13 protein-coding genes are annotated in these 12,821 nt (G+C 31.3%); 9 read left to right on the top strand and 4 right to left on the bottom strand.

Features of this window, described 5'->3' with window-relative positions; all coding sequences use genetic code 11:
* The first annotated feature begins 58 nt into the window (after positions 1-58).
* Together gpmI and fabG are read left to right on the top strand one after the other, a co-directional pair.
* Positions 59-1,537, top strand: a complete 1,479-nt coding sequence (gene gpmI, locus L8W56_RS03300) for a 2,3-bisphosphoglycerate-independent phosphoglycerate mutase (RefSeq protein WP_263659426.1) — start codon at positions 59-61, stop codon at positions 1,535-1,537.
* A gap of 14 nt (positions 1,538-1,551) precedes the next feature.
* Complete coding sequence (gene fabG / locus L8W56_RS03295) at positions 1,552-2,295, top strand: 3-oxoacyl-ACP reductase FabG (protein WP_220566803.1); 744 nt, start codon at positions 1,552-1,554, stop codon at positions 2,293-2,295.
* 8 nt (positions 2,296-2,303) lie between these two features.
* Here the strand turns inward: fabG and acpS are convergent, their stop codons facing one another.
* The 3 genes from acpS to L8W56_RS03280 all read right to left on the bottom strand — a co-directional run bounded on the left by acpS (position 2,304) and on the right by L8W56_RS03280 (position 3,909).
* Positions 2,304-2,660, bottom strand: a complete 357-nt coding sequence (acpS, locus tag L8W56_RS03290; protein WP_220566804.1) for a holo-ACP synthase — start codon at positions 2,658-2,660, stop codon at positions 2,304-2,306.
* Positions 2,660-3,205 carry a flagellar basal body-associated protein FliL gene (fliL, locus tag L8W56_RS03285; protein ID WP_133319594.1) on the bottom strand — a complete coding sequence of 182 codons (546 nt, stop codon included), beginning with the start codon at positions 3,203-3,205 and terminating at the stop codon, positions 2,660-2,662. The genes acpS and fliL overlap by 1 nt, the downstream gene beginning before the upstream one ends.
* A gap of 65 nt (positions 3,206-3,270) precedes the next feature.
* Complete coding sequence (locus L8W56_RS03280) at positions 3,271-3,909, bottom strand: transcriptional regulator (protein ID WP_220566805.1); 639 nt, start codon at positions 3,907-3,909, stop codon at positions 3,271-3,273.
* Positions 3,910-4,127: 218 nt separating this feature from the next.
* On the opposite strand from L8W56_RS03280, the gene L8W56_RS03275 reads away from it, so the two are divergent.
* The 4 genes from L8W56_RS03275 (at position 4,128) to L8W56_RS03260 (ending at position 8,987) form a co-directional block, all read left to right on the top strand.
* Positions 4,128-5,552 carry a catalase gene (locus L8W56_RS03275; protein ID WP_263659425.1) on the top strand — a complete coding sequence of 475 codons (1,425 nt, stop codon included), beginning with the start codon at positions 4,128-4,130 and terminating at the stop codon, positions 5,550-5,552.
* Between the two features lie 51 nt (positions 5,553-5,603).
* Positions 5,604-6,065 (top strand): ankyrin repeat domain-containing protein, encoded by a 462-nt coding sequence (locus L8W56_RS03270; RefSeq protein ID WP_263659424.1) that lies wholly within the window; start codon positions 5,604-5,606, stop codon positions 6,063-6,065.
* 172 nt (positions 6,066-6,237) lie between these two features.
* Positions 6,238-7,635 (top strand): argininosuccinate lyase, encoded by a 1,398-nt coding sequence (gene argH, locus L8W56_RS03265; protein ID WP_263659423.1) that lies wholly within the window; start codon positions 6,238-6,240, stop codon positions 7,633-7,635.
* Between the two features lie 20 nt (positions 7,636-7,655).
* Entirely contained in the window at positions 7,656-8,987 is a 1,332-nt protein-coding gene (locus L8W56_RS03260) for an anaerobic C4-dicarboxylate transporter family protein (protein WP_220566809.1), read from the top strand.
* Positions 8,988-8,990: 3 nt separating this feature from the next.
* Here the strand turns inward: L8W56_RS03260 and L8W56_RS03255 are convergent, their stop codons facing one another.
* Entirely contained in the window at positions 8,991-9,665 is a 675-nt protein-coding gene (locus L8W56_RS03255) for a transcriptional regulator (protein ID WP_133319588.1), read from the bottom strand.
* Positions 9,666-9,832: 167 nt separating this feature from the next.
* Here L8W56_RS03255 and L8W56_RS03250 point away from each other — a divergent pair, with 167 nt between their 5' ends.
* From L8W56_RS03250 to L8W56_RS03240, 3 genes are read left to right on the top strand one after another with little or no spacing between them, the layout of a single operon-like run.
* Positions 9,833-10,195: a Rid family detoxifying hydrolase gene (locus L8W56_RS03250; protein ID WP_044598311.1), complete on the top strand. Its 363-nt coding sequence runs from the start codon at positions 9,833-9,835 to the stop codon at positions 10,193-10,195.
* A gap of 3 nt (positions 10,196-10,198) precedes the next feature.
* Positions 10,199-11,638, top strand: coding sequence for a C4-dicarboxylate transporter DcuC (dcuC, locus tag L8W56_RS03245; RefSeq protein WP_263659421.1), 1,440 nt, complete (start codon positions 10,199-10,201; stop codon positions 11,636-11,638).
* 13 nt (positions 11,639-11,651) lie between these two features.
* Entirely contained in the window at positions 11,652-12,821 is a 1,170-nt protein-coding gene (locus L8W56_RS03240) for a trans-sulfuration enzyme family protein (protein WP_263659420.1), read from the top strand.

Genomic DNA, 12,821 nt, shown 5'->3' with positions numbered 1-12,821 from the left:
TTTTTAAAAGCATAATTTTAGTAAAATCACATAAATAAATTATAAAAAAGAGTAAAAAATGAGTCAAAAATGTATTTTGATAATCACAGATGGTATAGGACATAATACAAATTCAAACTATAATGCTTTTTTTCATGCTAAAAAGCCAACTTATGATAAGCTTTTTGAAAATACCCCTAATGTTTTGATAAAAACAAGTGGCTTGGCAGTTGGCTTACCTGAAGGTCAAATGGGTAATAGCGAAGTAGGGCATATGTGTATAGGTAGTGGACGCATAATCTATCAAAATTTAGTCAAGATAAATAAAGCCATAGAAAATGACACTTTAAAAGACAATAAGGCTTTAAAAGAATTGTTGCAAAAATGCAAAAGAGCGCATATTATAGGGCTTTATAGTGATGGCGGGGTGCATTCTATGCATACACATTTTAATGCACTTTTAAAAATTTGTAAGCAAGAAAATAAAGAAGTTTTTGCACATGCAATTAGTGATGGTAGGGATTGTCCTCCAAATTCGGGTTTAGAATTTATAAAATCTTTACAGGAATTTTGCGAAAAAGAAGGGGTTAATTTTGCTTCTTTATCGGGAAGATTTTATGCTATGGATAGAGATAAGCGCTATGATAGGGTTAAGTCTTATTATGATGCTTTATTTGCTAAGGCACCAAAGTGTGATGATTTTATGCAATTTATACAAAAAAACTATGATGAAAATATCACAGATGAGTTTTTAACCCCAGTTATTAGTCAAAACTTTGATGGAATTAAGGCTGAAGATGGTGTGATTTTTATCAATTTTAGAAATGATAGAATGCGTCAATTAGTCGCTTCTTTAACCCAAGAAAGCTTTAATGAATTTCCAAAAGAAGTGCTTATAAAAAATGCCATTACTATGAGTTTGTATGATGAGAGTTTTAAACTACCTGTGATGTTTGAAAAAGAAGAATTAAATAATACTTTAGCTTCTGTGATAGCTAATGCAAATTTAAGCCAACTTCACACAGCTGAAACAGAAAAATACGCTCATGTAACCTTTTTCTTTAATGGGGGAAAAGAAGAATTAGAATGCAATGAAACAAGAATTTTAATTCCAAGTCCTAAAGTAAAAACATACGATGAAAAACCTCAAATGAGTGCTAAAGAAGTCACAGATGAGGTGCTTAAGGGTATAGAAAGTGGTATGGATTTTATCGTAGTAAATTTTGCAAATGGTGATATGGTAGGACATACGGGTGATTTTGAAGCTGCGATTAGTGCGGTTGAATGTGTAGATGAGTGTTTAGGTAGGGTTATTGCTAAAGCAAGAGAGCATGATTATGCTTTTATTATTACTTCAGATCATGGAAACTGTGAAGCGATGAGGGATGAAAAAGAAAATATGCTCACTAATCACACAACCTTTGATGTTTTTGCTTTTGTCGAAGCTAAAGGAGTAGAAAAGCTTAAAGAAGGCATGGGGCTTAGTAATATAGCACCAAGTGTGCTTAAAATTTTAAACTTACCTATCCCAAAAGAAATGGATGAGGCTTTATTTTAATTTAAAGGAGAACAATGAAATTTAGTGGAAAAAATGTTTTAATAACAGGTGCAAGTAAAGGTATAGGTGCAGCAATAGCCAAAGAATTAGCAAGTTATGGCTTAAAAGTTTGGATTAATTATAGAAGTAAGCCTGAACTTGCTGATGCACTAAAAGAAGAGATAGAAAAAAGTGGTGGTTGTGCGGCTGTGATTAAATTTGATGCAAGTGTTGAAGAAGAATTTACAAGCGCTATTGCAACTATAGTAGAAAGTGATGGTGAGCTTAGTTATTTAGTTAATAATGCAGGTATTACTAATGATAAATTAGCGCTTAGAATGAGTATGGATGATTTTTCTTCAGTGATTAATGCTAATTTAAATTCAAGCTTTTTAGGTTGTAGAGAGGCATTAAAAACTATGAGTAAAAAGCGTTTTGGCGCGGTTGTAAATATCGCTTCTATAGTTGGAGAAATGGGAAATGCAGGTCAAACTAATTATAGTGCTAGTAAAGGCGGTATGATAGCTCTAACAAAATCTTTTGCTAAAGAAGGTGCAGCAAGAAATATAAGATATAACTGCATTACCCCAGGTTTTATAAAAAGTGATATGACTGAAGTTTTAAGTGATGAGATTAAACAAAATTATATTAACAATATCCCTTTAAAGCGTTTTGCAGATGCTAGTGAAGTAGCTCAAGCTGTGGCATTTTTATTAAGTGATCATTCTTCTTATATCACAGGAGAGATTTTAAAAGTCAATGGCGGGCTTTATATGTAAGCAAGGTTTTAACCTTGCTTAGTTTCTATAGCTACTACTGCTATAGCAAAACCCCCATCATGTGCTACGCTTACACTTGCTGATTTAATTTTGAATTCTTGCATGACTTTTTGAGAAAAACTAATGTGTGGAGCATTTTTATCATCCTTAGAGATGATGATGTCAAAAAAAGAACATTCTTTAGAAATTCCAACCCCCAAAGCCTTAGAGGCAGCTTCTTTAATAGCCCAAAATCCGGCTAGAGTGTTGGTATTTTTTATATAACTTTGCTCTTTCTTGGACAAAAATTTATCCAAGAAAAGTGTTTTATGTCTTTCATAAATTTTTTCTATGCGAGAGCATACGACTATGTCACAGCCTATCATTAAGATACTACAAAGTCGGTAAAATAAATATTTTTGATAAAACCATCAGTTAAAACTTCATTGATCTTGCCGGTTAATTCATCTTTTAATCTTTCTTTACCCTTTGTAGTGCTTACTTCTTCAAAGGTTTTTGATGTTAAAGTTCTAATGATAATATCTCTAATAATAGCAACTTTTTTATCAAGTTCAGGAGTTAATGTTTCAACATTTTGTTCAAGTTGAATGGTGCATTTTACATATCTTGATCCACCATCACTTAATAAATTTAGCGTAAAAGGTGCTAAAGGATACATCACGCCAATATTTGCATAATCACTCCCTCTAGCTGCTACTGCATTTGTTTTTTTAGGAGCTTGTGCAACTTGTGCGCTTTCTTCGGTTTGCGGGGTAGGATTTTCTTCAGAGCCACCACTAAACATTAGATAAGCAATTGCTCCTACAATAACAAGTAAAAATACAAATAAAAATACAACGATAATGATTACTAAAGTATTCCCGCCTTTTTTCTTTGATTCACCTTGTTCATCCATCATATCATCAGCCATATTTTTCCTTTTATAAAATTTTAAAATGTTATTGTATCAAAAATTATATTTTTTTTAAATTATGATTATTTAATCTTTTGTAAATGTCTATAAACACTAGGTTCTGAAATATTTAAAAGCTCCGCAACTTTAGGAATAACACCTTTTACATTAAATACGCCTTTTTCATATAAGCTAGCTATCATTTTTTGTTTTTCCTTTGGTTTTAAACTTTTATTTTTAAAACTTTCAATATCTATCCCCGTAATATCTTCAACGATTTCTTCTAAATCAAGTTTTATGTATTCTTTATTTTCTTGTTCAGGACTTTCATAAGAATTATCATAAATATTTCCAAGATTTAAAATTTCATCAGAGATTTTTTTAAATGCTGAAGTATCATGATTAATACAAAGCAAACCTTCAAGTTTTTCATCTTTTTTAATAAAAAAAGTAGAGCCTGACATTACTTGTGAGCTTTTAGCTGAAGTTTTATAATGTGTTATATAATCACGCTCTAAATAGATTTTGTTTTTAATCATTTCAATAGCAAAGCCTGTTAGAGGTGAATTTATAGTTCTTTTGCTAATATGATTATTAGCTATTTCTGCTATATTAGTACCATCTTCACTTACATCATGCAAAACTATTTCATAATTTCTTCCCAAAGCATCAGCAAGAAATTTCACTAATTTAATATAGTAAGTTCTTGTTTCTTTATCCATTAAACTCTCCTTGTTTTATTAATTTTGTAGTAAAAATATTTAAAATAAGAGTACTTATTCTTATTTTTCAACAATTTTAATACAAAATAAAAATAATTATGCTTAAAAAAAGATTATTTTTTCAAAAATAATAATTTTTATTGTTTAATTTTATTTTAATAATATAGGGATATAATTTATCAAATAATAAAAATTATTATTTATAAAAAGGAGAAAAGATGAAAAAACTAACCAATGATTTCGGAAACATCATAGCCGATAATCAAAATTCATTAAGCGCAGGTGCTAAGGGTCCACTTTTAATGCAAGATTATATTTTGTTAGAAAAACTTGCCCATCAAAATAGAGAAAGAATTCCAGAAAGAACTGTTCATGCAAAAGGGAGCGGTGCTTATGGAGAGCTTAAAATCACTAAAGATATTTCTCAATACACCAAGGCAAAAGTTTTACAGCTTGGAGAAAATACACCTTTATTTATAAGATTTTCAACCGTTGCAGGCGAAGCAGGTGCAGCTGATGCAGAAAGAGATGTAAGAGGTTTTGCTATTAAATTTTATACTAAAGAAGGAAATTGGGATTTAGTAGGTAATAATACTCCGACATTTTTTATAAGAGATGCATATAAATTTCCTGATTTTATCCACACTCAAAAAAGAGATCCAAGAACTCATTTAAGAAGCAATAATGCTGCATGGGATTTTTGGAGCCTTTGTCCTGAAAGCTTACATCAAGTTACTATTTTAATGAGTGATAGAGGAATTCCTGCAAGCTATCGTCATATGCATGGTTTTGGAAGTCACACTTATAGTTTGATTAATGATAAAAACGAAAGATTTTGGGTGAAATTTCATTTTAAAACCAAGCAAGGTATTAAAAATTTAACCAACGAAGAAGCGGCAAATTTAATAGCAAATGATAGAGAAAGTCATCAAAGAGATTTATATGAAGCTATTGAAAAAGGAGATTTTCCAAAATGGACTTTCCAAATTCAAGTTTTAAAAGAAGATGAAGCAGAAAAATTAGGTTTTAATCCTTTTGATTTAACTAAAGTTTGGCCACATAGTATTGTGCCTTTAATTGAAGTAGGCGAATTAGTACTTAATAAAAATGTACAAAATTACTTTAATGAAGTAGAACAAGCTGCATTTAGTCCAAGCAATATTGTTCCTGGTATTAGTTTTAGTCCTGATAAAATGTTGCAAGCTAGAATTTTTTCTTATCCTGACGCACACAGATATCGCATAGGGACAAATTATCATTTATTACCAGTTAATCGTGCAAAAAGTGAAGTAAATACTTATAATGTAGCAGGTGCTATGAATTTTGACACTTACAAAAATGGCCTTGCTTATTATGAACCAAATAGTTATGATGATAGTCCAAAAGAAGATAAAAATTACCTAGAGCCTGACTTAGCACTTGAAGGTAATGCGCAAAGATATGCTCCACTTGATAATGATTTTTATACCCAACCAAGAGCCTTGTTTGATATAATGAATCAAGATCAAAAAGAGCAATTATTTAAAAATATCGCTGCTTCTATGAGTGGGGTTGATGAAAAAATTATTGCTAGAGCATTAAGTCATTTTGAAAAAATTTCAAGTGAATATGCAAATGGCGTTAAAAAAGCTTTGAAAATGTAATTTTTACTTGCCACTTTAAAAGTGGCAAACTAAAGATTATAAAGGAAAAATATGTTTAGTAATGAAGAAGAAAAAAGAATTCAAGAGCTTTGCACTATGGCTTTTGATTACGCAAGACAAAATGATTTACAAAATTTAAAGATTATGATAGAAGCAGGTTTGAGTGTGAATTTAAAAAATCATAAAGGCGATAGTCTTTTAATGCTTGCAAGTTATCATAATGCTTATGAATGTGCTAAGTTTTTACTAGAAAATAATGCTAGGGTAGATGAGAAAAATGATAGAGGACAAACTCCATTAGCAGGGGTGTGTTTTAAAGGATATTTACCTATGTGTAAGCTTTTGGTAGAACATAGAGCAAATATTGATGAAAACAATGGTCTTGGTATGACACCTTTTACTTTTGCATTGATGTTTGGGCATAGAGATATAGTAGAGTTTTTAACAAAGAATTCTAAAAAAAGTTTTCTTAAAAAAATAGCTTTTAGTGTATTAAAAATTTTCAAAAAATAGTTAAAAATTTATAATATATTAAAAATATATTTTATTTATTTAAAATTATTAAAAAATTCTATTATTAAATTATAAATTTTTAAAATTTTTTATTATAGAAATGAAAAATTTAAGCTAAATTAAAATAAATTCAAATAAAATTACCCCTAATTTTTTAATGAAAGGATAACAAATGTCTAACAAAACAGAAAAATTATGGGGTGGGCGTTTTGATTTACCTACAAATAAATTAGTTGAAGAATATACTGCTTCACTACCAGTTGAGCCAAGACTTGCTCCTTTTGATATACAAGGTAGTATAATTCACTGCACCATGCTTGCAAAACAAGGTATTATAAAAGAAGATGAAGCAAAAACTATCATTAAGGGCTTAGAACAAGTTAGAGAAGAAATTCAAAATGGAACCTTTGTTTTTGATATAGCTGATGAGGATATTCATATGGCTGTAGAAAAAAGAATGACACAAATCGTAGGTCCAGTAGGTGGAAAACTTCACACCGCAAGAAGTAGAAATGACCAAACTACTCTTGATTCAAAAATTCATATGAGAGCAGTTATTAAAGAAGTATTAACTCAAATTACTACTTTGCAAGAAGAAATCGTCCATCAAGCTCAAAAAAATATCAAAGCTATTATGCCAGGTTATACGCATTTACAAACGGGCCAGCCAGTGCTTTTTTCACATTGGATTATGGCGTATTTTTGGATGTTAAGTAGGGATTATTCTCGTTTTGAGGATTTATATAAAAGAATGAATGAGTGTCCTTTGGGAGCAGCTGCACTTGGTGGAACTACATTTAATATAGACAGACATTTTTGTGCCAAAGAACTAGGCTTTACTAAACCAACAGAAAATAGCATTGATAGTGTAAGTGATAGAGATCACATGGTTGAATTTACTGCTATTGCTGCAATGTGTTTCATGCACCTTAGTCGTTTTTGTGAAGAGCTTATACTTTTTTCAAGTCAAGATTTTAAATTTATAGAATTAAGTGATGATTTTTGTACCGGTTCAAGCATAATGCCTCAAAAGAAAAATCCTGATGTAGCTGAAAAAATGCGTGGTAAGACAGGTAGAATGTATGGTAATGTTATGGCAATGCTAACTATTATGAAAGGTATTCCATTAGCTTATAATACTGATATGAGTGAAGATAAGGCTCAAGTTTATGATTCTATGGATACTTTAATGGCAAGTTTAAAAATTATAACTCCTATGATAGAAAAAATGCAAGTAAATGCTAATAATACAAGAGCAGCAGCTGCAAAAGGATTTTCAAATGCCACAGATATGGCTGATTATTTAGTAAGAAAAAATATACCATTTAGAGAAGCTCATAGTATAGTAGGTTCAGCTGTGAATTATTGTATTAAACACGGAAAAATGCTTGAAGAGCTTAGCATGGAAGAATTCCATCAATTTAATGAAAATATCCAAGAAGATATTTATGAAGCAATTGCTTTAGAAACTTGTATAGACGCAAGACTTTCTTATGGTGGTACAGGAACTAAAGTTGTATTAGAGCAAATTGAACATGCAAAAGAATTGTTGGATAAATGTAAAAAATAAACAATAAGGGCGAAGATTAGATGGATATTATTTTTATACTTCAACTTTTTATTATTTTTTCTATGATAGCCATAGGTGGTAGATATGGTGGTATAGGACTTGGGGTTGCAGGTGGGCTTGGTATGTGTATTTTGGTGTTAGTTTTTGGTATGCAACCAGCTTCACTTCCTGTGAGTGTTGTGTTTATTATACTTGCTGTGATTACTTGCGTGAGTGTTTTGCAAAGCGCAGGCGGGCTTGATTTGCTAGTAAAAATAGCTGAAAAAGCATTAAAGAAAAAACCTCAAGCTATTGTTTTTATGGGCCCATTAATCACATCCACATTTACAATATTTTGTGGTACTACTTATGTGGCTTTTTCTATTTATCCAGTGATTGCTGAAGTAGCTGCTCAAGCTAAAATTCGTCCTGAAAGACCACTTTCAGTTTCAGTTATAGCAGCAGGTATTGCAGTGGTAGCTTCTCCTATGAGTGCAGCCACTGCAGGTATGGTAGCCATTTTAGCCATTAGTGGTGTAGGACTTGTTCAAATATTAGCTGTGGTAATGCCAGCATTTTTAATTGGTGTTATATGTGCTTGTTTGAGCGTTTTTAAAAGAGGAAAAGAGCTTGAGCAAGATGAGGAATTTCAAAGAAGAGTAAGAGCAGGGGAATATCAGTTTTTAACTCAAGATAAACAAGAAGATAAACAAGAAACAGATCCTAAAGTAAAAAGAGCTTTATTAATATTTGCTTTGGGGATTTTAACCATTATTTTCTTTGGGACTTTTACAAATTTGTTACCTCACTATGAGCTTGCAAATGGTAAAATAGAAAGACTTTCTACCCCAAATTTAATTCAAATGATCATGCTTGCAACAGCTTGTTTAATTATGCTTTTTGCTAAAGTTCCTGCTAATAAACTTGGTGAAGCTTCTGTATTTAAATCAGGACTTATAGGCGTTGTAGGGGTTTTTGGTATAGCTTGGATGACAGGGACATTTTTTGAAGCTTACAAGCCTTTATTTAGTGATTCTTTATCACATATTGTAGAAGATTATCCGTATTTATTTGGTGTAGCTTTATTTGCCTTTTCTATGGTGATTTTTTCTCCAGCTGCAACAGTAGCTGCTTTGATGCCCTTGGGCGTGAGTTTGGGAATTCCTCCTCAAATTCTTATCGTGCTTTATCCTTGCGTGAGTGGAGATTTTATAGTACCAGGAGCTAATCAAATAGCTTGTGTGGCTTTTGATAGAACAGGCACAACAAAAATAGGAAAATTTGTGATCAATCACTCTTATTTAAGACCAGGTTTTGCTTTAATTATTGGTGCTGTTGTGAGTGCTTATTTTATATCGCAAATAGTCTTTTAGCTATTAAAGGCTATTTTTAAATTTTTGCAAATATCTATAGACGCTAGGTTCTGATATATTAAGTGACTTAGCAACTATAGGTATACTTCCTTTTATATTAAAAATTCCCTTTGAATGAAGCTTTTTAATAATCTCATCTTTTTGTTCAGTGCTTAAGCTATATCCTGAATTTAAATATTTTAAGTCTATGTTTTCAGCTAGAATATCTTCTATAGAATGACTAAGTGTTTCTATATTACTCACATTGTGTAAATTTACGTTGTTTTGATTGTGAATATCTAATAAATCACTAAAATCATTAATTTTTTCTAGTTCTATGATTTTACTAATAGCATTTCTAAGTTCTGTGGTGTCGTGATTTATACATAAAATTCCTACAATTTTATTTTGGTTTTTTATAAAAAAGGTTGATCCGGTAACGATCTTAGACTTTCCAACCTTTGCTTTGTAATCACATAAAAAATCTTTATTTAAATACTCTTTTTCTTGTACAAGCTCACTCGCAAAAGAGGTTAATGGAGAATTGATTGTCCTTCCGCTAATATGATTATTTGCAATGGCTGCTATATATGAACCCTCAGGTGAAATCACATGAAAAACTATTTCATACTGATCTCCAAGAACTTGCCCTAAAAATTGAGTGAGTTTGATAAATAATTCTTTTTGTTGTTCATCCATGATCTAGACCTTTTTGTTGTTTTTTGTTATTTTACAAAATATTTTCATCAAAGTTGTTAATATTTACAACAATAAAAAAAATTATTATTATGATAAAAAAATATTGACAATTTATTATTATGATGATAATATTATATTATGATTTCATTTAAACACAAGGAGTATACATGGCAAATTATCCAAAGGCTATAGGACCATATTCAGCTTATAGAGAAGCTAATGGTTTGTTATTTATTTCAGGACAACTTCCTATTAATCCACAAAGTGGAAACATAGAAAGTGAAGATGTAAAAGAACAAACAAGACAATCATTGTTAAATATCAAGGCTATATTAGAAGAAAATAATCTTTATTTTAATAATGTAGTTAAAACGACTTGCTTTTTAGCAAATATTGATGATTTTTTGGCTTTCAATGAGGTTTATTCTGAATTTTTCGCAGCTCCATATCCTGCAAGAAGTGCTTTTGCGGTAAAAGATCTTCCTAAAGGAGCAAAAGTGGAGATAGAGGTTATTGCTCATAAAGGATAGAGCATGTTGGGTTTATTTTTTGCAGGATGTTCTGTATTTTTACTTGTTTTTATGCTCTATAAAAAAATCAACGCCCACATGGCGTTGCTTTTAAGTGGTTTATTCTTGTTAGCTTTAGCAGGAATTTTTGGACTTTCTCCTATCATTAGTGAAAAACAATCTTTACATTTAGGTCTTTTTGATATTTTCCAAGTAGTAAATACTAAAATGTCAAGTACTCTAGCAGGTCTTGGACTTACTTTAATGTGTATAGCAGGATTTTCTGCTTATATGGATCATGTAGGTGCAAGTTATGCTTTATTTAAAGTATTTGAAAGACCTTTAAAAGCTGTGAAATCACCTTATGTTTTATTGTTGGTTTCATATTTTGTGATCCAGTTTTTAGTGCTTTTTATACCTTCACATGCAGGTTTAGCACTTTTGCTTATGGTTACAATGTACCCTATTTTAGTGCGCTCAGGTGTTTCTAAGCTTTCTGCGCTTTCGATTATTGCTATTTGTCAATACATTGACCATGGCCCAGGAAGTGGTAATGTAATTTTAGCTGCAAAAACAGCTGAAATTGATCCTGCGGTATATTTTGTGCATTATCAGCTTCCTACAACTGTGCCTATTATCATAGCAGTGGGTATTGCGATTTATTTTTGCTCAAAATATTTTGATAAAAAAGAAAATTTCGCATTTAACCGTGATGATGTTGAAAAAGAATTAGCAGAACATGATGGCAAAAGTGAAGAGCTTAAAAAGCCACCTAGAATTTATGCGATTTTACCTATTATACCTTTAGTGTTAATTTTGGGCTTTAGTAGTGTTTTAGATAGCATTATGGTGTTAATGGGATTTACTACCATGGAAGAAGTTAAAGCAGCTTCATCTACTGCAATTAGAATGAATGTGCCAGTTGCTATGATGATTTCAACTTTTATAGCAATTATTTTTGAAATCATTCGTTATAAAAGTTTAATTGATACTTTAAATTCTATCATGGTATTTTTCAAAGGTATGGGACATTTGTTTGTAATTACAGTTTCTTTGATCGTTTGTGGCCAAGTTTTTGCAAGTGGCCTTTTATCGGTTGGTTTTGTAGATACTTTAATAGATTTTGCAAAAGATGCAGGTTTTGGAGTGCTTGCTATCATCATAGCAGTTTCTATTTTACTTGCTGTGTGCGCATTTTTAATGGGTTCAGGAAATGCAGCATTTTTTTCTTTTGCACCACTCATTCCAAATATAGCAAAATCTTTTGGAGTTGAAACTATAACTATGATAGCACCTATCCAAATCATGACAGGTTTTGGTAGATGTGTTTCACCTATTGCACCAGCTATTTTGGCAATTTCAGCTATGGCTAAAGTAAATCCATTGCAAGTTGTAAAAAGAACAGCTATTCCTATGCTTGTAGCTGCTATTGTTAATGTGATTATGACTTATGTTTATTTGTAAAAAAGGACTTAAAATGAATAATAAAACTAAATTAATCCACCTAGGAAGAGGCGATCAAAGCGCTGAAGCAAGATCAGTTAATCCAACCTTAATGCGTGCATCAACCATACTTTTTAAAGATCATGCTACTTGGCAAAAATACCGCGAGCTAAGAAAAAATGAGCGTGTTTTAAGTTATGGTGCTAGAGGAACAGCTACAAATTTTGAACTTGAAAAACTTATTTGTGAGCTTGAGGGTGGTTATAGGGCGCAACTTTTCCCAACAGGGCTTGCAGCATTAGCTATGGTGCTTTTAAATTATGCTAGTAAAGATGCTCATTTTTTAATCACTGATGCTATTTATGGACCTGTTAGAACAATTTGTGATTTATTTTTAACTAAAATGGGCGTAGAAATTGACTTTCTAAAAGCTGATGCTTCTGATGTAGAGGAAAAAATCAAACCAAACACAAAATTAATCCTTTGTGAAAGTCCAGGTTCTATACTTTATGAAATCATAGACTTACCAAAACTTTGCGAAATTGCGCACAAACATAACATACCAGTAGCGATTGATAATACTTATTCAAGCGGGTATTTTTTAAATCCGCTTGAGCTTGGAGCAGATATTTCAGTAATTGCGGCGACTAAGTACTTAAGTGGGCATTCAGATGTTACTATGGGTATAGTAGTGATTAATGAAAAAGAATGGAAAAATTTTGACAAATTGCCAGAAGCTTTAGGATTTACTACAAGTCCTGATGATGCTTATTTAGTGCTTCGTGGTATGAGAACTTTAGATATAAGAATGAAAGCACATGAAAAAAGTGCAGATGAGGTGGTAGAGTTTTTACAAAGTAGAAAAGAAGTTAAAACAATTTTTTATCCAAAATTAAAAACTCATCCAAACTATGAAGTTTTTATGCGCGATCATAAAGGTGCTAATGGTATGGTAACGATTGAATTTGCAGATGGCATTTCTAAAGAACAAGCTATTTTGTTTGTAGATAATTTAGAGTATTTTTCAATCGGTGCAAGTTGGGGTGGATATGAGAGTTTAGCTACTGTTACTACTCCGCCAAGAACGGCAACAGATTGGAGCGCTAGAGGTCCTTTTGTGAGATTTCATATAGGTCTTGAAGATAGTAAGGATTTGATTGCTGATTTAAAACAAGCATTTGAAAAAATAAATTTTAAAGGATAA

The organism is Campylobacter sp. IFREMER_LSEM_CL1085, from assembly GCF_025772235.1.
GTDB lineage: Bacteria > Campylobacterota > Campylobacteria > Campylobacterales > Campylobacteraceae > Campylobacter_D > Campylobacter_D lari_D.
The sequence above is the reverse complement of the archived record's forward strand: the minus strand, read 5'-3'. Positions and strand labels throughout refer to the sequence as shown.